The organism is Actinospineispora acaciae DSM 45401 (genome assembly GCF_000620785.1).
In the GTDB taxonomy this organism is placed as follows: Bacteria; Actinomycetota; Actinomycetes; order Mycobacteriales; family Pseudonocardiaceae; genus Pseudonocardia; species Pseudonocardia acaciae.
Genome location: NZ_JIAI01000008.1, coordinates 367453 through 388886 on the forward strand (window position 1 = coordinate 367453; position 21434 = coordinate 388886).

Annotated in this window: 25 protein-coding genes; 12 read left to right on the forward strand and 13 right to left on the reverse strand. The window is 72.6% G+C overall.

All coding sequences use genetic code 11. The features are described 5' to 3' along the window. Window positions 1-11: 11 nt before the first annotated feature. Entirely contained in the window at window positions 12-599 is a 588-nt protein-coding gene (locus N912_RS0131955; RefSeq protein WP_028925598.1) for a TetR/AcrR family transcriptional regulator, read from the reverse strand. Between the two features lie 119 nt (window positions 600-718). Between N912_RS0131955 and N912_RS0131960 the strand changes: the two genes are divergently transcribed. Continuing rightward, window positions 719-1927, forward strand: coding sequence for an FAD-dependent monooxygenase (locus tag N912_RS0131960; protein ID WP_028925599.1), 1209 nt, complete (start codon window positions 719-721; stop codon window positions 1925-1927). Here N912_RS0131960 and N912_RS0131965 read toward each other — a convergent pair. Then, on the reverse strand, window positions 1917-2783 hold the full coding sequence (locus tag N912_RS0131965) for an NAD(P)H-binding protein (RefSeq protein WP_037067572.1): 867 nt from the start codon (window positions 2781-2783) through the stop codon (window positions 1917-1919). The genes N912_RS0131960 and N912_RS0131965 overlap by 11 nt on opposite strands. An 89-nt stretch (window positions 2784-2872) precedes the next feature. Here N912_RS0131965 and N912_RS0131970 point away from each other — a divergent pair, with 89 nt between their 5' ends. Genes N912_RS0131970 through N912_RS0131980 form a run of 3 tightly spaced genes read left to right on the forward strand, consistent with a single transcriptional unit; the run spans window position 2873 to window position 5024 of the window. Beyond that, window positions 2873-3256 (forward strand): winged helix-turn-helix transcriptional regulator, encoded by a 384-nt coding sequence (locus N912_RS0131970; protein WP_028925601.1) that lies wholly within the window; start codon window positions 2873-2875, stop codon window positions 3254-3256. 33 nt (window positions 3257-3289) lie between these two features. Beyond that, the gene (locus tag N912_RS0131975) at window positions 3290-4609 is read left to right on the forward strand and encodes a cytochrome P450 (RefSeq protein WP_211261463.1); all 1320 of its coding nucleotides are present in this window, start codon (window positions 3290-3292) and stop codon (window positions 4607-4609) included. Window positions 4610-4643: 34 nt separating this feature from the next. Further along, window positions 4644-5024 carry a VOC family protein gene (locus tag N912_RS0131980; RefSeq protein ID WP_028925603.1) on the forward strand — a complete coding sequence of 127 codons (381 nt, stop codon included), beginning with the start codon at window positions 4644-4646 and terminating at the stop codon, window positions 5022-5024. Here the strand turns inward: N912_RS0131980 and N912_RS0131985 are convergent. Then, window positions 5021-6355, reverse strand: a complete 1335-nt coding sequence (locus N912_RS0131985) for a cytochrome P450 (RefSeq protein WP_051581091.1) — start codon at window positions 6353-6355, stop codon at window positions 5021-5023. The two genes, N912_RS0131980 and N912_RS0131985, sit on opposite strands and share 4 nt — an antisense overlap. A 212-nt stretch (window positions 6356-6567) precedes the next feature. On the opposite strand from N912_RS0131985, the gene N912_RS0131995 reads away from it, so the two are divergent. Then, window positions 6568-7212 (forward strand): heme-binding beta-barrel domain-containing protein, encoded by a 645-nt coding sequence (locus tag N912_RS0131995; protein ID WP_028925605.1) that lies wholly within the window; start codon window positions 6568-6570, stop codon window positions 7210-7212. 7 nt (window positions 7213-7219) lie between these two features. Here the strand turns inward: N912_RS0131995 and N912_RS0132000 are convergent, their stop codons facing one another. The 3 genes from N912_RS0132000 to N912_RS60925 form a co-directional block, all read right to left on the reverse strand. Next, the gene (locus tag N912_RS0132000) at window positions 7220-7630 is read right to left on the reverse strand and encodes a hypothetical protein (protein WP_051581112.1); all 411 of its coding nucleotides are present in this window, start codon (window positions 7628-7630) and stop codon (window positions 7220-7222) included. Window positions 7631-7722: 92 nt separating this feature from the next. Further along, window positions 7723-8766, reverse strand: coding sequence for a hypothetical protein (locus N912_RS0132005; RefSeq protein WP_156994176.1), 1044 nt, complete (start codon window positions 8764-8766; stop codon window positions 7723-7725). A gap of 110 nt (window positions 8767-8876) precedes the next feature. After that, on the reverse strand, window positions 8877-10175 hold the full coding sequence (locus tag N912_RS60925; RefSeq protein ID WP_156994177.1) for a hypothetical protein: 1299 nt from the start codon (window positions 10173-10175) through the stop codon (window positions 8877-8879). Window positions 10176-10386: 211 nt separating this feature from the next. Between N912_RS60925 and N912_RS56000 the strand changes: the two genes are divergently transcribed. The 3 genes from N912_RS56000 to N912_RS0132025 all read left to right on the forward strand — a co-directional run bounded on the left by N912_RS56000 (window position 10387) and on the right by N912_RS0132025 (window position 12313). Continuing rightward, window positions 10387-10830: a Fur family transcriptional regulator gene (locus tag N912_RS56000; RefSeq protein WP_037067574.1), complete on the forward strand. Its 444-nt coding sequence runs from the start codon at window positions 10387-10389 to the stop codon at window positions 10828-10830. After that, window positions 10827-11936, forward strand: a complete 1110-nt coding sequence (ygfZ, locus tag N912_RS0132020; RefSeq protein WP_028925609.1) for a CAF17-like 4Fe-4S cluster assembly/insertion protein YgfZ — start codon at window positions 10827-10829, stop codon at window positions 11934-11936. Before N912_RS56000 ends, ygfZ begins: the two co-directional genes overlap by 4 nt. Window positions 11937-12133: 197 nt before the next feature. Continuing rightward, window positions 12134-12313, forward strand: coding sequence for a DUF3073 domain-containing protein (locus N912_RS0132025; protein WP_028925610.1), 180 nt, complete (start codon window positions 12134-12136; stop codon window positions 12311-12313). Window positions 12314-12398: 85 nt separating this feature from the next. Here N912_RS0132025 and purM read toward each other — a convergent pair whose 3' ends face one another. The 4 genes from purM to N912_RS0132045 form a co-directional block, all read right to left on the reverse strand. Continuing rightward, on the reverse strand, window positions 12399-13517 hold the full coding sequence (gene purM / locus N912_RS0132030) for a phosphoribosylformylglycinamidine cyclo-ligase (RefSeq protein WP_037067577.1): 1119 nt from the start codon (window positions 13515-13517) through the stop codon (window positions 12399-12401). 55 nt (window positions 13518-13572) lie between these two features. Further along, on the reverse strand, window positions 13573-15090 hold the full coding sequence (purF, locus tag N912_RS0132035) for an amidophosphoribosyltransferase (protein WP_084211403.1): 1518 nt from the start codon (window positions 15088-15090) through the stop codon (window positions 13573-13575). A 268-nt stretch (window positions 15091-15358) separates the two neighbouring features. Further along, window positions 15359-15571, reverse strand: a complete 213-nt coding sequence (locus N912_RS0132040) for a DUF397 domain-containing protein (RefSeq protein WP_028925613.1) — start codon at window positions 15569-15571, stop codon at window positions 15359-15361. Window positions 15572-15573: 2 nt separating this feature from the next. Beyond that, the gene (locus tag N912_RS0132045) at window positions 15574-16437 is read right to left on the reverse strand and encodes a helix-turn-helix domain-containing protein (protein ID WP_028925614.1); all 864 of its coding nucleotides are present in this window, start codon (window positions 16435-16437) and stop codon (window positions 15574-15576) included. A gap of 192 nt (window positions 16438-16629) precedes the next feature. Between N912_RS0132045 and N912_RS56005 the strand changes: the two genes are divergently transcribed. The 3 genes from N912_RS56005 to N912_RS0132060 are packed head-to-tail and all read left to right on the forward strand — an operon-like array spanning window position 16630 to window position 17437. Further along, the gene (locus tag N912_RS56005; RefSeq protein ID WP_156994178.1) at window positions 16630-17007 is read left to right on the forward strand and encodes a hypothetical protein; all 378 of its coding nucleotides are present in this window, start codon (window positions 16630-16632) and stop codon (window positions 17005-17007) included. A gap of 11 nt (window positions 17008-17018) precedes the next feature. Further along, window positions 17019-17210, forward strand: a complete 192-nt coding sequence (locus tag N912_RS0132055; RefSeq protein WP_028925615.1) for a hypothetical protein — start codon at window positions 17019-17021, stop codon at window positions 17208-17210. Further along, window positions 17207-17437 carry a hypothetical protein gene (locus tag N912_RS0132060; protein ID WP_028925616.1) on the forward strand — a complete coding sequence of 77 codons (231 nt, stop codon included), beginning with the start codon at window positions 17207-17209 and terminating at the stop codon, window positions 17435-17437. Before N912_RS0132055 ends, N912_RS0132060 begins: the two co-directional genes overlap by 4 nt. Window positions 17438-17512: 75 nt before the next feature. On the opposite strand, the gene N912_RS56010 is transcribed toward N912_RS0132060, so the two are convergent. Beyond that, on the reverse strand, window positions 17513-19558 hold the full coding sequence (locus N912_RS56010) for a putative bifunctional diguanylate cyclase/phosphodiesterase (protein ID WP_051581092.1): 2046 nt from the start codon (window positions 19556-19558) through the stop codon (window positions 17513-17515). A gap of 223 nt (window positions 19559-19781) precedes the next feature. Further along, the gene (locus N912_RS0132070; RefSeq protein WP_028925617.1) at window positions 19782-20183 is read right to left on the reverse strand and encodes a sterol carrier family protein; all 402 of its coding nucleotides are present in this window, start codon (window positions 20181-20183) and stop codon (window positions 19782-19784) included. A 56-nt stretch (window positions 20184-20239) separates the two neighbouring features. On the opposite strand from N912_RS0132070, the gene N912_RS56015 reads away from it, so the two are divergent. Further along, window positions 20240-20938 carry an SGNH/GDSL hydrolase family protein gene (locus tag N912_RS56015; protein ID WP_156994179.1) on the forward strand — a complete coding sequence of 233 codons (699 nt, stop codon included), beginning with the start codon at window positions 20240-20242 and terminating at the stop codon, window positions 20936-20938. A 69-nt stretch (window positions 20939-21007) separates the two neighbouring features. On the opposite strand, the gene N912_RS64675 is transcribed toward N912_RS56015, so the two are convergent. Then, window positions 21008-21434 (reverse strand): efflux RND transporter periplasmic adaptor subunit (locus N912_RS64675; protein WP_028925618.1); only part of this gene is annotated, 427 nt, incomplete at its 5' end.

The window sequence follows — 21434 nt, forward strand, 5'->3', positions numbered from 1 at the left end:
AATATCCCGACTCACCCTGACAAATGTCCCGACTCGCGGGGGGTTAGGGCGGCGTGCAGGGCGGATACGAGGTCTCCGGGGGACGGGGTGGCGTCGGGGTTTACCAGCCATTGGACGAGTAGGCCGTCGCAGAGGGCTATTTGGAAGGCGGCGAGGGTGCTGGCCTGGGGCTCGGTGAGGTCGCTCAGTTCGGTGATCATGTGGGCGACCTGGGCACGGCTGGTTGCGTAGAGGTCGGCGAGTTCGGCGCGGAGTTGGGGGCTGCGTTCGGCCTGGGCCATGGCCTCGATGAACGCCACCGCCAGGCCCCGGTACTCGGTGAACGAGGTGAGCATGGCGCCCCAGGACGCGACCAGCATGCGGACCGGGTCCGCGTCCGGCTCGGCGGCCAGCGCCAGCGCGCGCACCCGCTCCGCCCACTCCCGGAACGACTCGCTCATCGCGGCGGTGAGCAGCGCATCCTTGGAGCCGAAGTGGTACCCGATGGACGCCAGGTTGGTGCCGGAGGCGGCGACCAGGTCGCGGGCGGTGGTGTGGGCGTACCCGCGTTCCTCCAGGCACCGGCGCGCGGCGGCCAGCAGGTCCTCGCGGTGTCCCATGCGCACAGCGTAGCCGTCCACTTCAGACGTCCGTCTGATGTCGATCAGGGGTTGCGCAACTCCGTTGCCGGTGCGTTCGCGCTGGCCGTACAGTCCGCCCGGGTTTCGAAGGGGGCGGCGTGACACACATCCTGATCTCGGGCGCAAGCATCGCGGGGCCGGCGCTCGCGCACTGGCTGCACAGGTTCGGGCTGCGGGCGACGGTCGTCGAGCGGGCACCGGCGTTGCGCCCCGGCGGCCAGGCCATCGACGTGCGGGGCGTCGCCAAGGAGGTGGTGCGCCGGATGGGGCTGGACGAACAGGTCCGCGCCGCCTGCACCGAGACCCGCGGCGTCTCCTACGTGACCAGGAGCAACCGCCGGATCGTCACCATGCGCTCGGACATGTACGACGGCGACGGCCTGGTCGCCGAGATCGAGATCCTGCGCGGCGACCTGGCCGAGGTCTTCTACGACGCCACCAACGAGCACACCGAGTACCTGTTCGGCGACCGCGTCGAGGGGCTCAGCGAGGACGCCGACGGGGTGGACGTGCGGTTCGCCGGCGGGGCCGAGCGCCGGTTCGACCTGGTCGTCGGCGCGGACGGGCTGCACTCCGGGGTTCGCTCGCTGGCGTTCGGGCCGGAGCCGCCGCACCACCTCGGTCACTACGTGTCGTTCTTCACCGTGCCCAACCACCTCGGTCTGGACAGGTGGATGCTCGGCTACGGCGAGGCGGGCGGGCTCACCGCGGGCATCCGCAGCATCCACGACAACCGCGACGCGATGGCCTTCCTGAGCTTCCGCTCCGGGCCGTTGGAGTACGACTACCGCGACGTCGAGCAGCAGAAGGCCATCCTGCGCGGGCGGATGTCCGGGATGTCCTGGCAGGTGCCCTGGCTGCTCGACCAGATGGACGACTCGCCGGACTTCTACTTCGACTCCTGCGCCCAGATCCGGATGGACTCCTGGACGAAGGGCAGGGTGGCGCTGCTCGGCGACGCCGGGTACTGCCCGTCGCCGCTCTCCGGCCAGGGCACCAGCCTGGCCATCGTCGGGGCCTACCTGCTGGCCGGAGAGCTGGCGGCGCACCCGGGCGACCACCGCGCCGCGTTCGCGGAGTACGAGCGGAGGATGCGCGGGTTCGTACTGGCCAACCAGAAGTTCGGCTCGGACAACGCCAAGCGGGTCGCCCCGACCAGCCGGCTCGGCGTCGCGCTGCAGCTGCTCGGCGTGCTGGCGATGACCCACCTGCCGGGGTCCTCGCTGATCATGCGGCGGATGATGCGCGCGATCAACGACCTGGAGCTGCCGTACTACCCGTTGCCGGAGCGGCCGGTCACGGCCTGATCGCGGCGGCCACCGCGTCGGCCAGCGGTGCGGTCGCGCGCCCGATCAGTCGGCTCAGCTCGCCGGGGGTGGCGGCCAGCTCGCCTCGGTCGGTGGCGGCGTCGGAGTCGACCAGGAGGTCCGCGACCGCGCCGGGTACGCCGGCGCCGACCAGGATCGCCCGGTGCTCCTCCGGGCTCACCTGGCGGTACTCCACCGTGCGGCCGGCCTGCCGGGACACCTCCTCGGCCAGGCCGGCCATGGTCCACGCGGTGTCGCCGCTCAACTCGTAGACCGACCGTCGGTCGGTCTCTTTCGCGGTGAGGACGGCGGCGGCGGCCTCGGCGTACTCCTCGATGGCCGCGGACGCCACCCGGGCCTCCGGGCTCGCGGAGCGGACGATCGCGCCGTGTTCCAGCGCCACCGCCAGGTGCTCGGTGTAGTTCTCGGTGTACCAGCCGTTGCGCAGCATCACGTGGTCCAGCCCGGACTCGCGGACCAGCGCCTCGGTGGCCCGGTGCGCGTCGGCCAGCCGCAACGTGGCCCGGTCGCCGCCGAGGATGCTCGTGTACGCCAGCAGCCCGACCTTGGCGTCCACCGCCGCGTCGATCACCGCCCGGTGCTGCTCCTCGCGCGCCCGGGTGGGGTCTGGCGCGGAGACCAGCAGCACGGCGTCGGCCCCGGCCAGCGCGGTGGCCACCGACTCGGGCTTGTCGTAGTCGGCGTGGCGCACCCGTACACCGCGCTCGGCAAGGTCGGCCGCCCGCTCCGGGGTGCGGGCGGCGGCGACCACGTCGTCGGCCGGGACGCCGGCGGCCAGCAGCTTGGCGATCACGAGCCGGCCCAGGCGTCCGGTGGCTCCGGTGATGACGATCATGCGTGCTCCGATCTCTCTGAGGTTCGCGGAGCACGTTAGGTCGGGACACTATCTTTTCGTAAGTACCCACTTTGAAGTACGGTAATTGCATGCGGGTAAGTGTCGAGGTTGACGGGCATGTGGTGGATGTCTACGACGCGAAGTGTCCATCCCGGGCCGTCCTGGAGCACGTCACCAGCCGCTGGGCAGTGCTGGTGCTGGCGATCCTGCTGGACGGCACCTGCCGGTTCAGCGAGCTGCGCCGCCGGATCGGCGGCGTGAGCGAGAAGATGCTCGCACAGACCCTGCGACGCCTGGAACGCGACGGCTTCGTACGCCGGGTCGCACACCCGGTGATCCCGCCGCACGTGGACTACTCGCTCACCGAGCTCGGCGAGCCGGCGGCCCGACAGGTGGCGGGGCTGGCGTACTGGATCGAGGAGCAGATGCCCGCGGTCAGCGTCGCGCGCGCGTCCTACGACGAAAGAAGCTAGACGACCGTTTTATACAAGCGTATGATGTTGATCATGCGGGATGGACTTCCACCAGGGCCTCGGATGCCGCACGCGGCGCAGACCGTCCTCATGTGGCGGTTCGCGCACCACTGGCTGCGGCGCTGCCGCCGCCGCTACGGCGACACGTTCACCGTGTACGCCGCGCCCTCGGGCACGATCGTCTACCTGACCAACCCCGCCGACATCAAGACGGTGTTCGCCGGCGACCCGGCCGTCTACCACGCCGGCGAGGCCAACTCGGTGCTGCGCGGCGTGCTCGGCGACAGCTCGGTGCTGCTGCTGGACGAGGACAGGCACCGCGACCGGCGCCGGCTGATGCTGCCGCCGTTCCACCGCGACGCGGTGCGCCGCCAGGCCGACCTGATGGCCGAGATCGCCGCCGAGGACGTGGCCCGCTGGCCGGTCGGGCGGGCGTTCCCTGTCGCGCCGAGGATGGCCGCGATCACCCTCGAGGTCATCCTGCGCACGGTGATCGGCACCCGGGAGCCGGAGCGGCTGGCCGCCCTGCGCCGCGCGCTGCCGCCGGTGGTGAACATGGGCCTGCTCGACGTGACCTCGATGATCTACCCCGAGCTGCTGCGCCACCGGCCGTGGCACGGGGTGCGCCGCCGCCGCGAGGAGGCCGACCGGCTGCTGCGCGCCGAGATCACCGCCCGCCGCGCCGACCCGGAGCTGGCCGAGCGCCCCGACGTGCTGTCCATGCTGGTCCGGGCCGCCGACGAGGACGGCAGGGGGATGACCGACGACGAGCTGCGCGACCAGCTCGTGACCCTGCTCGCCGCCGGTCACGAGACCACCGCGACCGGCCTGAGCTGGACGCTGGAACGGCTGGTCCGCCACCCCGAGATCCTGCGCAGGGCCGTCGAGGCCGCCGACTCCGGCGACGACGACTACCTGGACGCGATCGTCAAGGAGTCGCTGCGGATTCGCCCGGTGGTCTACGACGTCGCCCGCAAGCTGACCGCGCCCGCCGAGGTGGCCGGCTACCGCCTGCCGGCCGGCACGCTCGTGATGCCAGGGATCGGCCTGGTGCACGAGTCCGCCGACAGGTACCCGACCCCGGAGCGGTTCGACCCCGACCGCATGCTGCGCACCACGCCCCCGCCGACCGTCTGGCTGCCCTTCGGCGGCGGTGGCCGCCGCTGCCTCGGCGCCACGTTCGCGCTGATCGAGATGCGTGTCGTGCTCCGCGAGATCCTCCGCCGCGTCCACCTCGAACCCACCACCGCGCCCGCCGAACGCCAGCGGGTCAAGGCCATCACCCTGGTGCCGCACCACGGCGCCCGCATCCGCGTCCGCACCCGAACCCGTGAGTGGTTAGCGTTGTCATAGCAACGCTAACCACTCACGGGTCAGGATGGGCGGTATGCGGATCGAGCGGTTGGATCACCTGGTGTTGACGGTCGCGGACATCGGGCGCACCGTGGCGTTCTACGAAGGCGTGCTCGGGATGCGGGCGGTGAGCTTCGGCGACGGGCGCACGGCGCTGCACTTCGGCCAGAGCAAGATCAACCTGCACCAGGTCGGCCGGGAGTTCGAGCCCAAGGCACGCCGCCCGGTGGCCGGCAGCGCGGACCTGTGCTTCCTCGCGGCCGACCCGTTGGAGGACGTGCTGGCCCGGCTGGCCGAGTACGGCGTGGCCGTCGAGGAGGGACCGGTGGAGCGGACCGGTGCCACCGGGCCGCTGCGCAGCGTCTACCTGCGCGACCCGGACGGCAACCTGATCGAGATCAGCAACCCCGCCTAGGCCCGGGTCCAGCGCAGCGGCAGCCGTTTGACGCCGCGCTGGAAGTTGGACCGCAGCAGCGCCGGCTCGCCCGCCGGTTCGAGCCACGAGGTCCGGGCCATCAGCTCGCCGAACAGCGCGCGGATCTGGGTACGGGCGGCCACCGCGCCGAGGCAGAAGTGCGGCCCGTGCCCGAACACCAGGTGCGCGCCCGGCTCGCGGTGCACGTCGAAGGCGTCCGGGTCGGCGAACACCGTCTCGTCCCGGTTCGCGGACAGGAACGACACCACCACCTTCTGGCCGGGCTGGATGTCCACGCCGGCCAGCCTGACCGGGGCGGCGGCGGTGCGGCGGAACACCATGACCGGCGTCCACCAGCGCAGCATCTCCTCCACCGCGCCGTTGAGCAGGCCGGGGTTGGCCCGCAGCGCGCGTTGCTGCGCGGGGTGGCCCAGCAGCGCGATCATCCCGCCCGGGATGCCGTTGCGCAGCGTCTCGTTGCCGGCCACCGCGAACAGCCAGAACAGGTTCTCGAACTCCTCCACGGAGACCGTGTCGTGCGGCTGGGCGAGCAGGACGGACATCACGTCGTCGGCGGGCGTGCGGCGCTTGTGCTCGGCCAGCAGGTGCGCGTAGGCGTACAGGTCGGCCATGCCGGCGCGGGTGCGCGGGTCGGGCATCCGGCCGTTCGCGTCCGGCTCCGGCCGCAGCGCGAGCGCCCTGCGGGCCATCTCGGTGCCGCCCTGGGGGTCGAACGCCGCGCTGGTCGCGTAGTCCCGGTCCTGCCAGCCGATCACCCGGTTCGACCAGTCGAACAGCAGCCAGCGGTCCTCGGGCGGCACCCCGAGCACCTCGGCCAGGGTGAACAGCGGCAGGTCGGCGGCGACGTCCTTGGCGAAGTCGCACTCGCCTCGGGCCGCGCCGCCGGCGAGCATCCGGTCGACCAGCGCGCGGGCGTGCCCGGTGATCCGGTCGGTGAGCGCGGCCACCGCGCGCGGGGTGAACGACCTGGACACCAGCCGGCGCAGCCGGGAGTGCTCCGGCGGGTCCATGTTGAGCATCATCCGCCGCACGTAGCCCAGGTCCTCGGGGCTGGCGGGGTCGCGGATCTGGGTGCCGCCCAGCGCGGAGGAGAACCTGGCCGGCTCGCGCAGCACCCTGGTCACGTCGGCGTGGCGCAGCACCAGCCAGTAGCCGGGCCCCTCGGGTTCGTCCACCCAGACCACCCCGTGCTCGCGGCGCAGCCTGTCCAGCTCGGCCAGCGGCGGTCCGACCTGGTAGGTCGACGGGTCGTGCAGCAGCGCGGTCGCCGGGTCCCGGTGCGCCGCGGGGTTCGAGCCGATGGCCGTCATAGCCGGTCACGGTAGGCGTCGGACGGCGTCCGGTCATCCGCTGGCGTGAGTCCGGGCGCGTGGCCGTCGGCCGGTCGGGGGCAGCGGCTACGCTGCGTTGCCGTGACCTTCATGTCGTGGTTGTTCACCGGCGTGCTGCTGGCGGCCTGCGCGGCGCTGCTGTGGCTGTGCGCGGCCTGGCTGTACCGGGCTTCGGATCGGAGCGGGCGGTCATGACCTCGCCGGACACCTCTCCCGAGCCCGAGCCCCAGCCGGTCCCGCCCGGCCGCCTCAACGTCCCGACGTTCAACGACGTCGCCGACCTGCCCGACCTGCCGATCCCACCGGACACCGCGAACCTGCGCGAGGGCCCCGACCTGCACCCGCTGTGCACCGCGCTGCTGCCGCTGGTCGGGGTGTGGCGCGGCGAGGGTGAGGTGGTCTACCCGACCATCGACGGCCCGCTGCACTTCGGCCAGCAGATCGAGTTCGCGCACGACGGCCGGCCGTTCCTGACCTACAGCGCGCGGGCCTGGCTGCTCGACGGGCCGGGCGGGGCGGTGGTGCGGCCGGCGGCCAGGGAGACCGGCTGGTGGCGTCCCCAGGAGGACGACACCATCGAGGTCCTCATCGCGCACGCCACCGGGATCGTGGAGGTCTACTACGGCCAGCCCCGGACCACGACGTCCTGGGAGCTGGTCACCGACGCGGTGGTCCGCACCCAGACCGCGAAGGAGGTCAACACCGCGCAGCGCCTCTACGGGCTGGTGGACGGCACGGACGCCGGCCGGGACCTCGCGTACGTGGACGAGCGCGCGATGGTCGGCCAACCGCTGCAGCCGCACCTGTCCGCCCGCCTGAAGCGCATCGTCGGCTGAGCCCGCCTCAGCCCTGCTCGGCCAGCCAGGCTTTGATCAGCTTCTCCCACTTCTTGTCGTCCGTGGTCTCCATGATCTCCTTGCGGTTGACCAGCAGGTAGATCTCTCCGACCGGCGCGGTGTCGATGACCAGCGGCTTGCACGCGCCGAGCAGGCCGCCGACGAAGCGGCCGTAGTGCTCGGTGAACCTGGTCTCGACCGACCGGATGTCGGTCCGGCGGAAGGTCAGGTCGCCGGCGTCGTTCCAGGCGGAGAGCACGAGGCGGTCGGGGTAGAGCACGATCTCGCCCCGGCGGCGGAACAGGGCCTTCTGGGTCAGCATGCCGGCGACCTGGTCGCCGCTGGACTTGCGCGCGAGCTCGTCGGTGGTCGCGCCGATGTACGGCGCCTGGGCCGTTGCGGTGTTCTGTGTGGCCATGCCGGTCATGATCTGAGCGGGCGGCCGGCGGGCGCGTCGGTCTCGCGGTTCGCCCACCGTCGACTTTCGTAGCCGGGCGGGTCGGGCTTCGGTCAGCTCGGGTTGGCGGATCCGTTGGCGTCGCCGGGCCGGGCGTCCCGGGGGACCGGCGACGGCGCGTGCTCGGCGAGCAGGCTGACCAGCTCGCCTTCGCCGAACCCGGCCAGCCGGGCCACCTGCGCCGGGGTCAGGCCCGCGCCCCGGAGCCGACGGGCCGCGTCCGCGAGCTGCCGGCGCTGCTGGTGCATCGACTGGTGCAGCTCGTCCAGCTGTTCGCGGCAGGTTTCGAGGTCGCCGACGGCGTGCAGTGCCCGGTCCGGGTCGGTGAGCAGCACCCGCAGCAGCCGGTCCTTGGCGTCGGCGGTGGGGGCCGCGTCGGCGAACCGGGTCGAGTTCACCGCGGCGGGCGCGGCGTCGGCCCGGCGGACGATGTCGGCGGTGGCCGTGGTCGGCGCGCTGGGCCGGGGCCGCCGCGCGAAGGGGTCCGGCCGCTCGGTCGGCCTGGACGGCGCCGAGGGCTCGGGCTCCTCGTCGCTCGCCTCGGGCTCGGCGGTGGGCTCGGAGTCTTCGGTCGGCTCGGAGTCGTCGGGCCCGGCGGTCGGCTCGGGCTCGGGCTTCGGTTCGGGCTCGTCGGTCGGGGCGGACTCGTCGACGGGTTCGGACGGGGCGGGCGCCAACGGGCCGATGAACGGCGCGGGCCGAGCGGCGGTCTCGGTCTCGGCGTCGTCCGTGTCGGCGGGCTCGCGTTCGTCGGCGAGCTGGGCGCTGGAGGACGACGGCGCGGCCCCGTTGTGTTCCGCCTCCGTGGACGTTGGTTCGCTGGTCGGGATGGGTTCGGTGGGGCTGCGCTCGACCAGCTGGGCCACCGTCCTCGGCCCCGGCGGGTACCGGGGCGGCGACGCCTTGATCGTCGGCGGCTCAGGGGCCGGCAGCGTGTCGCTCGGGTTCGGTGCCCCTAACGCGGCCTCGGTACGCGCTCGGCGCCTGGCCCTCGCCCTGGCTCGACGAATCAGTATCACGATTAGCACCACCAGCACCAGGACGACCAGGACCCCGACGCCTACCGCCGTCTGCGTCGGGGAGAACGGCAGCCTCATAGAAGTGCACCGTACGCGGCCGAGGCCGAGCTTTCCCAAAACTCCGCCCGCTCACGCGTGTCACGGACGGATCTTTCAACCAGAAGCGCGGCGCCGCGGCCCCTCGCGGGTCAGCGTGCGCCGGTCCCGAAGCCGCCGTCCGGCTCATCACCGCGGACGGCGCCGTTCTCCCGGTTGAACAGGCCGTTGCGGGCCTGCTGGCCGACCGGGTCCGGGACGCTGGGGGTCGGCCGGGGCCGAGGTGACGGCGTGGGCCGGGGCTTGGGCTGCGGGGTCGGGATGCCCGGCCGGGCGGGCTTGCCCTGCGCCGGGGGCCCGTGCGGGGTGGGGCTGGGCGCGGCACCCGACGGCCTCGGCGACGGGCTCGGTGCCTTCGGCGCGGGCGACGGGGTCGGCCGGGGCCTGGGCGGCGCGGCCTCCTGGGCGGGCTGCGGCTCAGGGCGCGGCGACGGCTCCGGACGCGGGGACGGCGACGGCTTCGGCCGGTTGCCGTCGGCGGGTGGCGTGCTCGTCCTCGGCTCGGCGCGCTGCGCGGGCTCGGGACGGGAGGGCGACGGCGACGGCCGCCGCTCCGGCTCCGGACGGCCCTCGGCACGGGGACGCGGCTCGGGACGCGGCGACGGGCGCGCCTCCCCACGGGGCTCGGGGCGCGGCTCGGGACGCTGCTCACCGCGAGGCTCCGGGCGGGGCTCGCGTCGAGGTTCGGGGCGGGGCTCCGGACGAGGCTCCGGACGGGACTCGGGACGAGGTTCGGGGCGGGGCTCGCGCGCCTCCGCGCCGGCCTCCTTGCGCGGGGCCGGCCTCGGCTCCCCACGGGACTCCGAACGCGCCTCCATGCGCTCGGTGCGGCGCTCGGTGCCGGGATCCGGGCGGGCCGGGGGCTGGGGCGCCCGCGCCGCGTACGCCCGCGAACCACCGCCCGCGACACCCTCCTGCACGAGCAGCGCGTCGAGATGACCCCGCACCCGCAGCAGGTCCTCGAGCACCCCGTCGCGGCGCTGCTCCAGGTCGGCCAGGCGAGCCCGGCCGGTCTCCTCCTCCTGGCGGGCGAACTTCTTGGCGGCCGTCCGGACCTCGTCGGCCTCCTCCTCGGCGGCCTGCAGGATGGACTGGAGCCGGGAGGTGAACGCGCCGATCATCTCCGGGTTGAGGCCCTTCGCGCCCTCCAGCCCGGCCATCTTGCCGCCGTCCCCGACCGCGGCGGCGGCCGCCACGGCGGCAGCGGACTTCGAGGCGCCGGCGGCCTCCAGCTCGGCGCGCTGGCACGCGATCGTCGACTCCAGGCCGGAGACGTACTCGTCCACCTGCCGACGGTCGTACCCGCGAACCACCAGGTCGAACAGGGGTGCTTCGTCACCGCCGTCCGACTCGCGGTCCACGCCGGAGCTTTCGTCTTGATCAGCGGTCATCGGTCGCCCCCAGAAGATGGTGCTGGGCCGAGGAACCGGATGCGCCCCGACCCTGTGTGGTCAGCGCCGAGCGTAGGGTTACCGCGCCGGCCGGTCGTGGCGTTCACTCTAGGGTGTGAGCGGTCGTGAGCCCACTTGGGGGATAGCGCTCACCCGATCGCCCCCGGTCAGGGTCGTCGACGCCGTCCGGGGCGGGGCTACCATCGAGGCAATGGAGACGCTGCGGCGGACGTTGCACGAGCGCGGGTTCCGGATGACCCCGCAACGGCAGTTGGTGCTGGACGCCGTTCAGCGGCTCGGCCACGCCACCCCCGAACAGATCTGCGGCGCGGTCCAGCGGCAGGCCCCGGCGGTCAACATCACCACCGTGTACCGCACGCTTGACCTGCTCGAACGCCTCGGCGTGGTGCGCCACACGCACCTCGGCCACGGCGCGCCCACCTACTCCGCGCACGAGCACGAACACGTCCACCTGGTCTGCCACCGCTGCGGCGAGGTGGCCGAGGTGCCGACCGAGTTGCTGGACGACGTCGCCCGCCGGCTGCGCGCCGAGTACGGCTTCCGGCTGGACGCCACCCATGTGGCGCTATCAGGGGCCTGCTCGAACTGCGCCGACGAAGCCGATGCAACCGACGCGACCGAGGAGGACCGGTGAACCCGCTACTCACCCTGCCGGGTGCGGTCGCCGTCGAGGACGGCCCGGACGCCGGCGTGGCCGCGCACCACGGCGACCCGCTGGCCGAGCAGCGCGCCATGGACCGCTCCGCCGCCGTGGTGGACCGCTCGCACCGCGAGGTCATCGCGGTGCCCGGCGAGGACCGGCTGTCCTGGCTGCACCTGCTGCTCACCCAGCACGTCAGCGAGCTGACGCCCGGCACCGGCACCGAGTCGCTGGTGCTGGACATCAACGGCCGTGTCGAACACCACGCCGTGCTCGCCCACGTCGACGACACCGTCTGGCTCGACGTCGAACCCAACACCTCGGCCACGCTCCTGGACTACCTGGAGAAGATGCGGTTCTGGTCCAAGGTGGAGCCGCGCTCGGCCACCGACGAGCTGGCGCTGCTCAGCGTCGTCGGCCCGGCCACCGACGAGGTGCTCGCGGCGGCCGGCGTGGCCGTGCCGGACCAGGCGTACGGCGCGGCGTCACTGGGCGCGGACGGTGGGTTCGTCCGGCGGATGCCCGCACTCACCGCGATCGGCGTCACAGGCACGGGAACGGGCGGCGCGGTCGACCTGTTGGTGCCGCGCGCCGAGGTGGCGAACTGGTGGCGGCGGCTGCGGGACGCCGGTGCCGCGGCGGCCGGGATCATGGCCTACGAGGCGCTGCGAGTGGCCGCGCTGCGCCCCCGCCTCGGCGCCGACACCGACGAGCGGACCATCCCGCACGAGGTCGGCTGGATCGGTTCCGCCGTGCACCTGGACAAGGGCTGCTACCGCGGCCAGGAAACCGTGGCCCGAGTGGCCAACCTGGGCCGCCCGCCCCGGCGGCTGGTGCTCCTGCACACCGGCGACGACGAGCCGCCACAGACCGGCGACCAGGTCATGCTCGGCGCCCGCACGGTCGGCCGGGTGGGCACGGCCGTGCAGCACCACGAGCTCGGGCCGGTCGCGCTGGCTCTGGTCAAGCGTTCGACCCCGGTGGACGCCGAGCTGACGGTCGGCGACGTCCCGGTCCGTATCGATCCAGACTCGGTGCCGCCGGAGGACGGGGCGGAACCGCCCGGACGGCAGGCCCAGGCCCGCGCCAGGGGCCGCTGAGGACACCGGTCCCGCCCGAACGCGGGTACTCGGCGACGAGACCACGTCGTGACGTGAAAGCCACCCGGTGCGGGGAGTGCCACGTCGCACAGAGCGGCGCGCGCAAGGTACGGTAGAGGGCAGGACATTCAAACGAGATGAACGGGGCCGCCGCTTTCCCCCGGCCGCCCCGTCCCTGCTGTGAGGGGGGTCGAGCCATGGGGCGCGGCCGTGCCAAGGCCAAGCAGACGAAGAAGGCCCGAGAGCTCAAGTACAGCTCCCCAGGGATGGACGTCGACGCCTTGCAACGAGAGCTCGCCGGCATCTCCTCTCGGCCCGAGCCGGAGGACGCCGAGCTCGAGGACGAGTACGAGGAAGACGACTACCGCCGCCGTTGAGCGCGCGGTGGTCTCCTCGGCAATTCACCCGTAGCACTGACCGTCCGTACCGAGGTACGGACGGTCAGTGCTGGGGGTTGACTGGTTAGAACCGTGGGTGCTCGCCGCGCAGCAGCACGCGCGGGCCGTCGGCGTCCGCGTCCACCTCGCGGGCGCGGCGCACGTCGCCGAGCACCCACGCCGGCACGTGCCGGGCGGTGAGCACGGCCAGCGCGCGGTCCACGTCCTCCGGGTCGAGCACCGCGACCATGCCGACGCCCATGTTGAACGCCTGCTCCATCTCCGCGCGCTCCACCCGGCCGCGAGAGGCGATCAGCTTGAACACCGGCGCCGGCGTCCAGCTGCCCCGATCGCACACCGCGACCAGCCCGCGCGGCAGCACCCTGGACAGGTTGCGGGCCAACCCGCCGCCGGTGATGTGCGCGAACGTGCGGATGTCGGTCTCGGCGGCCAGCGCCATGCAGTCCGGGGCGTAGATCCGGGTCGGCTCCAGCAGCTCCTCGCCCAGCGTGCGGCCGAACTCCTCCACCTGCCCGGTCAGCGGCATCCTGGCCAGGTCCAGCAGCACGTGCCGGGCCAGCGAGTAGCCGTTGGAGTGCAGCCCGGACGAGCCCAGCGCGACCACCACGTCCCCCGGCCGGACCCGCTCCGGGGAGAGCATCGCGTCGGCCTCCACGATGCCCACCCCGGACGCGGACAGGTCGTAGTCGCCCGGCTGCATCAGCCCGGGGTGCTCGGCGGTCTCGCCGCCCAGCAGCGCGCAGCCGGCCCGCTGGCAGCCGTCCGCGATGCCCTTGACGATCGAGGCCACCCGCTCGGGCACCAGCGCGCCGACGGCGATGTAGTCCTGCAGGAACAGCGGCTCGGCGCCGCACACCACCAGGTCGTCGACGACCATCGCGACCAGGTCCAGCCCGATCGTGTCGTGCTTGTCCAGCGCCTGCGCGACCGCGATCTTGGTGCCGACGCCGTCGGTGGAGGCGGCCAGCACCGGCTCGGTGTACTTGCCGATCTTGAGCTTGAACAGCCCGGCGAACCCGCCGAGCCCGCCCAGCACCTCCGGGCGGGTGGCCTTCTCGGTCCACTGCCGGAACTGCTCGACGGCGCGTTCGCCGGCCTCGATGTCCACCCCGGCCGCCGCGTAGCTGGCCGGGCGGGGAGCGGAGGGGGAGACTTCCTCGGGGCTGGCGGATGGCACGGGCATGACCGGGTGGCTCCGATGGTCGGCGGTGGGTAGCTGTCTCTCGGGGCAGCGGCGCTCAGGGTTGATGCATGGCGCCGGCCGCCCCGTATCCGGCGGCGAGGGCTCCCTCGTCAGAAATGATCTCTTCGAGCAGGTGCTTGCCGAGCTGCGCGTCCTCCGGCAGCGGGATCGGGTAGTTCCCGTCGAAACAGGCCGCGCACAGCCGGCTCGCCGGCTGCTCGGTGGCCTGCACCAGCCCGTCGATGGACACGTAGCCCAGCGAGTCCGCGCCGATCGAGCGGCGCACCCCGTCCAGGTCCAGGTCCCCGGCCACCAGCTCGGCGCGGGAGGCGAAGTCGATGCCGTAGAAGCACGGCCAGCGCACCGGCGGCGAGGCGATCCGCACGTGCACCTCCAGCGCGCCGGCCTCGCGCAGCATCCTGACCAGCGCGCGCTGGGTGTTGCCGCGCACGATGGAGTCGTCCACCACGACCAGCCGCTTGCCCCTGATGACCTCGCGCAGCGGGTTCAGCTTGAGCCGGATGCCGAGCTGGCGGATCGTCTGCGACGGCTGGATGAAGGTGCGGCCCACGTAGGCGTTCTTGACCAGGCCCTGCCCGTACGGGATCCCGGAGCCCTGGGCGAACCCGATGGCCGCCGGCGTGCCCGACTCCGGCACCGGGATCACCAGGTCGGCCTCGGCCGGGTACTCGGCGGCCAGCCGGCGCCCGATGCTCACCCGCGCCGCGTTCACCGAACGGCCGGCGATGGTGGTGTCCGGGCGGGCCAGGTAGACGTACTCGAAGACGCAGCCCTTCGGCTCCGGCGCGGCGAACCGGCTGGACCGCAGCCCGTTGCCGTCGATGGCGAGCAGCTCGCCGGGCTCCACCTCGCGCACGAAGCTCGCGCCCACGATGTCCAGCGCCGCGGTCTCGCTGGCCACCACCCAGCCGCGCTCCAGCCGCCCGAGCACCAGGGGGCGCACCCCGTGCGGGTCGCGCGCGGCGTAGAGCGTCTGCTCGTCGGAGAACGCCAGCGAGAACGCCCCGCGCACCCGGGGCAGCAGCCGCACCGCCGCCTCCTCCAGCCCGACGTCCGCCGAGGTGGCCGCGAGCAGCTCGGTGATCAGGTCGGAGTCCGTGGTCGCCGTCACCGCCCCGTGGCCACCCCTGCCGACCAGCGCGTTCACCTCGTCGCGCAGCTCGGCGGTGTTGACCAGGTTGCCGTTGTGGCCGAGCGCCAGCCCGCTCCCGGTGGCCGTCGTCCGAAACGTCGGCTGGGCGTTCTCCCAGGTCGTCGACCCGGTCGTGGAGTAGCGGGTGTGGCCGACGGCGAGGTGCCCGCGCAGCGAGCTGAGCGTCTGCTCGTCGAACACCTGGCTGACCAGGCCGAGGTCCTTGAACACCACGACCTGCCGGCCGTCACTGACGGCGATCCCGGCGGCCTCCTGGCCCCGGTGCTGCAGCGCGAACAGGCCGAAGTAGGTGAGCTTGGCGACCTCCTCGCCCGGCGCCCACACGCCGAACACGCCGCACTCCTCGTGCGGACCGTCATCGCTCGGGGAACAGTTGGGGTCTTCGGCGGTCACTGTCAGTTCCAACGCACGCTCCCGGCACGGTTGCGGTGATCTGACGTACACCCCAGTCTAGCCGCCTGAGCCGCGAATCCGGTTTGCGCAGTGCGGCGGTTCACGCCATCCAGTCGGCTACTCAACGTGACCGATCGCCACCAAGCGCCTCCTGTCGACCTCGGCGCCGGCAGTGGCCATGCGCACCGCCGACCGAGTACCCCATGTCCGCCCACCCGAACCGTCGAGCTTCCGAGCCGTGAGTGGTTAGCGTTGCTATAGCCACGCTAACCACTCACGGGTTGCCGAACTCGCCGTTCTTCACGCCTCGGACAAAGGCAGCCCATCCGCGGGCGGTGACCTCCAACGGCGGCCGCTCCCGATGCTTGCTGTCGCGCACCCACCGACCACCGCCGGCCGCCACGGCAATCTCGACGCACTGGCCGTTCGCCCTGCTGTAACTCGACTTGCGGTACTCGGACACTGGCGCGTCGACCGTGTCGTTCACGGCTACACCTCCTTCATGACACGCCCAATTATGCGCCTCGATTCCTCGGTCGTCGCTGCTAGCGAGCGCACCCGGGCCAGCGCACGCTCGTAAAGAGCTATCTCTTCCGGGTTCTCGACAAAGAGCCCGGCGCTGATCACCTCTTGGTAGACGACACCGGGGTCGCCCACCATGTCCGGCGGAAACTTCATCACGGTGAAGTAGCCACCCTGCTGCGCGGTGTGCGCACCTGCGTCCAGCGTGAGCACCTGGATGTCGATGCGCGGACGTTCGGACATCTCCAACAGGTGAGCAAGTTGCTCACGCATCACCGTCGAGTCGCCTCGCTTGCGGTGAAGCACAGACTCGTCCATCACCGTCCACAGGCGCACAGGGTCCTCGACCCGATCCAGGATGCGCTGGCGCCCCATTCGCAGCTCGGCGCGCCGTTGGATCTCCTCGGTCGTGATGTCGGTATCCCCACCGATCACAGCCTCGGCATAGCTTCGTGTCTGCAGTAGCCCGTTGACCAGGAGCGGATCGAACGAGGACAGCTCCGCCGCGCCGACTTCGAGACCGAGGAAGAACTCGAAGCCGTCGGGCACCGCGTCGCTCAGGTTGGCCCACCAGTTCTTGCCCTTGCGGGCGGCGGTGAGCAGTTCGCGCATGAAGTCGTTGCGCTCGGGCGTGCCGTAGAGGCCGAGCAGTAACTCCAGGTCGCCGACGGACGGCAGGTTCCGCGCGCTCTCCAGGTAGCCGATGTGCTGCTGGGACCGGCCGATCCGGTTGGCCGCGTCCTTCTGCGTGAGCCTGGCTTCCTTGCGCAGCCGTCGCAGCTCCAGCGCGATCCAACGCTTGAGTACGGCCGGACTCGACGACGTGACCACGCTGTGCCTCCTCGGGTTCCGTGGTTGCCCACCCTGCACCACGCGACAGGCGTCACCCGTATGAGTGGCCGTCGCACGTTGACATTGTTGTCACAACTGAGTTGTATCAACCACACTCCGCTTCACCTTCTTCAGCACAACGAACTTGGCCCCATGAGCGACACGGCCCGGGCCACGCGAGGTGAACCCACCATGAGGCGTAGACGACGTCCGCCGACCGGGACGCCGGCGCGCGTCACCCTGCGCGTACACGCCCACCTCGACGGCCTGGACAACGTGGGCGTGGCGCCGATGACCTGCACGATCGACCACGCCGAGCATGGGGTGACCGACGTCGAGTTCGCCCGCGCCGGCCGTACCGGCCTTTACCGCGCGGTGTGCGGCCACGTCGTCGTACCGGGTTCGCTCGCCGACCCGCCGGGCGATCCTTGCGCCCACTGCGTGTCGTTGCTCGCGCCCGTACCCGCCCCCGCCCCGACCACGTCATGGCTGCTCATCGTCCGGCGGTGGGTGCGCGGCCGGCGTCGATTAGCCCCGGCCGCCGGCCGCTCGTCACCCACGCTCGCCTGAGGAGGACAGGAATGAAGGTTCACTTCGTACTCACCGAACCGCACGGACCGATCGTGGCCTCCGGAGAGCACCCCACGGACTCCGCGTTCCTGGGCAGCCTGGTCAACCTCGGTCACGTGGTACGGCTGTTGCGCGCGGGCAACGTGGTGCCGGGCATCGGGCAGCGCCTCACCGTCTGGATCGAGGAGGACCGGCGGCGATGATCCCCGAGGACGCCGTCGACAAGGCGGCCGCCGCGTTCCACGACGCGCTCGACACCCACCTCGATGCCCCGCTCGCGTCCCACCACCGCGAGACCGACTGGGTGACCGCTCCCGTCGTCGAGGTCGTGGAGGCGCTGCTGCTCAGCGGATGGGTACCTCCCACGAGCGACGAAAACCGGCCGGACCCTCCCGCCGGCGCCGTACCACCGCCCCGGACCGGCGCATGATCGTCGGTGTGGCCGGCCGTGATGTGTGCCGAAACGCGCGACTCAGTGTGCTGAGATCCCCGACTCGCGGGGGGTTTAGCCGGCGAGGGGGCGGCGGAGGAGGGCGTCCAGCTCGGACGGTGGGACCGGGTCGCCGTACCAGTTGCCCTGGCCGATGTCGCAGCCCAGGGCGGTCAGCCAGCGGGCTTGGCCGGCGGTTTCGACCCACTCGGCGGTCACCACCAGGCCCAGCGCGTGCGCCATCCGGATCAGGGCTTCGACGATCTTGGACTCGCGGGACTCCTCGGAGCCGGCGGCGCACAGGCCCTGGATGAACGAGCCGTCGATCTTCAGGCCGTGCACCGGCAGCCGGCGCAGGTAGGACAGGCTGGAGTAGCCGGTGCCGAAGTCGTCGATGGCCAGTTGGACGCCCATCTCTCGCAGCGTGCGCAGGGTCTCCGAGGCGGCCGGCTCGTCGACGAGCACGGCGCGTTCGGTGATCTCGAGCTGCAGGCGGCCGGGGTCGAGGCCGGAGTCTTCCAGGACGGTGGACACCTCGGCGAGCCAGCTTGGTTCGATCAGCTGGCGGGGGGCCACGTTGACGCTCACGTACGGCGCGGCGGACCCGAACCGGTCCGCCCAGCGCCGGGCCTGGCGGCACGCCTCGGTGAGCACCCAGCGGCCCAGCGGGACGATCGCGCCGTTGCGCTCGGCCAGCTCGATGAACCGGGCCGGGCCGAGCACCCCGTACTCCGGGTGCCGCCAGCGCACCAGCGCCTCCACCCCGGTCAGCTCGCCGCTGGCCAGGTCCATCAGCGGCTGGTAGAGCAGGTGGAACTCGTCGCGGTCCACCGCGCCGGACACGCTCGCGGCCAGGGTGAACCGGCTGGTCTCGCCGGCGTCGCGGACCGCGTCGAACACCGCCCACCGGCCGCCGCCCTCGGCCTTCGCCCAGGACCGGGCGGCGTCGGCGGCGCGCTGCAGCTCACCGGGCCAGGTGTCGGTGACCGCGTCCTCGGCGATGCCCATGCAGGCGGTGATGGACAGCCGCTGGGAGCCGATCACGAATGGCGGCCGCAGCCCGGCCAGCACCCGCTGGGCCAGCTCGCACAGGTACTCCACGCCGGGCGGGTCGGCGACCAGGATCGCGAACTCGTCCCCGCCGGCCCTGGTGACCAGGTGCTCGCCGGCCAGCAGCTGCAACCGGTGCGCCACCGCCAGCAGCAGCTGGTCGCCGATCTGGTGCCCGAGCGTGTCGTTGATCGAGCGGAACCCGTCCAGGTCGAGGTGGCACAGCCCGACCCGCTGCACCGGGGAGCCCTCGGAGAACGCCCACCGCAACTGCGCGTCCATCAGCGAGCGGTTCGGCAGCCGGGTGAGCTGATCGTGGTACGTCTGGTGGCGTAACCGCGAGCGCAGTCGATGACGCTCGGTGACGTCCTCGATGACGCCGATCAGGTAGTCCGGCTGGCCGGCGTCGTCGCGCACCAGCGAGACGGTCAGGTACGTCCAGACCACCACGCCGTCCGGCCTGACGAACCGCACCTCGCTGCGCAGCGAGTCGCGCACGCCGCCGGCCAGCTCGCCGAGCTCGGTGACCAGCCCGGGGGCGTCCTCGGGGTGCACGTGGTCGGTGATGGGGCGCGGCGACGAGCGCGGGTCGGCCCCGCCGAACAGCCGCAGCAGCGCCGGGTTGACGTCCAGCACGCGGCCGTCCAGCGCCGCGATCGCGATGCCGACGCCGGCCTCGGTGAAGATCGTCCGGAACCGCTTCTCGCTGGCCCGCAGCGCGTGCTCGGCCTCCCGCCGGGTGCGCAGCACCGCGCCGAGCACCGCCTGCTGCTCGCGCCGGGTGCGGGCGCGCATGCCCTCGGCGTAGCCGGTGGCCAGCTCGTCGGCCAGCTCGCCGATCCGCTCGGCCGGGTGGCCGGCCACGTCGAACAGCTCGGGTGCCCTGGTGCGGAGCAGTCGCAGGGTGGTGCGCAGGGCGTTCGGCCCCCGGAACGGCGGCTCGGCGAGCCGGGCGCCCAGCCGACGGGCCTCGCCCGAGGCCAGCCGGTCGGCGCGCAGCAGCTCGACCAGCTCGGTGGCCAGCTCGGTCGTCAGCCCGGTGGAGGTCCGGGACAGCCTCGGCCCGGGCACAAGCGTTCCGTGAACGTTATATCTGGCCCGATCCAGTGCGTCGGCCCACTCCTGCGCGAATATCCCAATGGCCAGTACACCGTGTGATCGGCGCCCCCCGACCTGCGGCACTGCTAAGCCCCTTTCGGCCGACTGGCGTGCCAATTGGCCTAATCCTGCGATGCGCCGGCACGGCGCGCTACCGTTACGAGCGAGTCATCACTCGAATCGGGTACCGTAGAAATTACTCTGAGTCGCGACTTTGCGCAGTGTGGACCAACGGGAGCAGCGCTCCGATCTCGGCGGCGCGGTGGCCCGAGGCCCGGACGGCGGCGCTGTCCACGGCGGCCGCCCAGGCCAGCCGGCCGGTCGCCAGCCGTAGCCAGTCGCGGGGGTCGGTCTCTACTACGTGCGGCGGGGTGCCCCGGGTGTGTGCGCCGCCCTCCAGGCATTGCACGGCCGCGAACGGGGGGACCCTGACCTCGACGGCCTTGCCCGGGTACCGCTGGGCGAACGCGCGCAGCGAGGTGCGGACGGCGGCGGCGATCACGGGCCTCGGGGGTGGTTCCTCGGTGCCGTCGAGCCAGGCGTGGACGGGGGCCAGCGCGGTCCGTAGCTGGGCGGCATCGATGGGTCGGTTGGGCACGGTGTTCAGCCTAGAACGGGCTCCGGTTGGCTCGGCTCGCTCTACGCTGCGCAGGCGTGGGCATCGCGGGAGCGGCGGGACGGACGTTGGTGCTGGCGGCGGCCGGGCTGGGGTGGTGGATGCGGCGGCGGGCGCGGCTGGCCGGGCTGGAGGAGGACTTCAGCGCGTACTGGCGCCGGCGCGCGCGCCGTCCGGGCGAGCTGCGATACGTGGCGCTGGGCGACTCGTTGGCGCAGGGGTTGACCGCGCGGCGGCCGGAGCGGGGGTTCGTCGGGTTGCTCGCCTCGCGGTTGGCCCGGTCGTCGGGGAGCACGGTGGCCGTGCTGAACCTGTCGGTGACCGGGGCGACGGTGGCCGACGTGGTGCGCTCGCAGCTGCCGATGCTCGTCCGGCAGGGTGGGGCCGCGCCCGATCTGGTCACGGTGTGCGTGGGCACGAATGATGTGGCGCGGACGGATCCGGAGCGGTTCCGGGCGGACTTCCGGGCGCTGTGCTCCGGGCTGCCGGCGGGCGCGCTGGTCGCGGACATCCCGTACTTCCCGTTCGGGCCGCACCGGGCGGCAGCGGCGGCGTACTCGGCGATCTGCCGGGAGGTGCTCGCCGGGTTCCCGGCGCTGGTCGCGGTGCCGATCGAGCGGGCGACCACGGGGTTTCGGCCCTGGGAGCTGGGTACGGACCTGGTGCATCCCGGTGATCCCGGGCACCGCCGCTACGCCGCCGCGTTCTCGGGCTGTATGGCGGCGGCTGGCCGGTGAAACGCCGATGGCCCGCACCCCTCGTTGTCGAGGAGCGCGGGCCATCGGCGCTACTGAGCGGTTAGGGCGTCAGCCTCCGCCGCCCTGCTTCGGTCCGGTGCCCTGGACCTGAGCCTGGGGCAGCAGGATCTCCTGCCCCTCGCGCAGCCCCGAGAGCACCTGGGTGGTGTCGTCACCGACCGCACCGGGCTGGAACGGCAGCTGCATCGGCTTGCCGTCCGGCCCCGGGGCGTTGACGAACGAGCGGCCGCCTTGACGGACCACCGCCGCGTTCGGCACCACCAGGACGTTCTCCATCGAGTTGACCAACACCCCGGCCTCGGCGGTCTGGCCCGTCTTCAACCGTGGGTCGGTCTCGGTGAGCAGCACCGTGGCGTAGTAGTTCGTCACACCCGAGATCGCCGTACCGGACGGGGCGATGGACAGCACGGTGCCCTCCCGCGTCAGGTCCGGGATCGCGTCGAAGCTGACCTGCACCTTCTGGTTCGGCTTGACC

What these genes read in the sequence shown, in the direction of transcription:
- N912_RS0131955 (WP_028925598.1), bottom strand. Translation starts at nt 599, where the DNA reads ATGGGACACCGCGAGGACCTGCTGGCCGCCGCGCGCCGGTGCCTGGAG.
- N912_RS0132055 (WP_028925615.1), top strand. Translation starts at nt 17,019, where the DNA reads ATGAAGGTTCACTTCGTACTCACCGAACCGCACGGACCGATCGTGGCC.
- N912_RS0132060 (WP_028925616.1), top strand. Translation starts at nt 17,207, where the DNA reads ATGATCCCCGAGGACGCCGTCGACAAGGCGGCCGCCGCGTTCCACGAC.
- N912_RS0131995 (WP_028925605.1), top strand. Translation starts at nt 6,568, where the DNA reads ATGACCTCGCCGGACACCTCTCCCGAGCCCGAGCCCCAGCCGGTCCCG.
- N912_RS0131980 (WP_028925603.1), top strand. Translation starts at nt 4,644, where the DNA reads ATGCGGATCGAGCGGTTGGATCACCTGGTGTTGACGGTCGCGGACATC.
- N912_RS0131985 (WP_051581091.1), bottom strand. Translation starts at nt 6,355, where the DNA reads ATGACGGCCATCGGCTCGAACCCCGCGGCGCACCGGGACCCGGCGACC.
- N912_RS56005 (WP_156994178.1), top strand. Translation starts at nt 16,630, where the DNA reads ATGAGGCGTAGACGACGTCCGCCGACCGGGACGCCGGCGCGCGTCACC.
- N912_RS0131975 (WP_211261463.1), top strand. Translation starts at nt 3,290, where the DNA reads ATGCGGGATGGACTTCCACCAGGGCCTCGGATGCCGCACGCGGCGCAG.
- N912_RS0131965 (WP_037067572.1), bottom strand. Translation starts at nt 2,783, where the DNA reads ATGATCGTCATCACCGGAGCCACCGGACGCCTGGGCCGGCTCGTGATC.
- N912_RS0132005 (WP_156994176.1), bottom strand. Translation starts at nt 8,766, where the DNA reads ATGAGGCTGCCGTTCTCCCCGACGCAGACGGCGGTAGGCGTCGGGGTC.
- N912_RS0132025 (WP_028925610.1), top strand. Translation starts at nt 12,134, where the DNA reads ATGGGGCGCGGCCGTGCCAAGGCCAAGCAGACGAAGAAGGCCCGAGAG.
- purM (WP_037067577.1), bottom strand. Translation starts at nt 13,517, where the DNA reads ATGCCCGTGCCATCCGCCAGCCCCGAGGAAGTCTCCCCCTCCGCTCCC.
- N912_RS0132000 (WP_051581112.1), bottom strand. Translation starts at nt 7,630, where the DNA reads ATGGCCACACAGAACACCGCAACGGCCCAGGCGCCGTACATCGGCGCG.
- N912_RS0131970 (WP_028925601.1), top strand. Translation starts at nt 2,873, where the DNA reads ATGCGGGTAAGTGTCGAGGTTGACGGGCATGTGGTGGATGTCTACGAC.
- N912_RS56000 (WP_037067574.1), top strand. Translation starts at nt 10,387, where the DNA reads ATGGAGACGCTGCGGCGGACGTTGCACGAGCGCGGGTTCCGGATGACC.
- N912_RS60925 (WP_156994177.1), bottom strand. Translation starts at nt 10,175, where the DNA reads ATGACCGCTGATCAAGACGAAAGCTCCGGCGTGGACCGCGAGTCGGAC.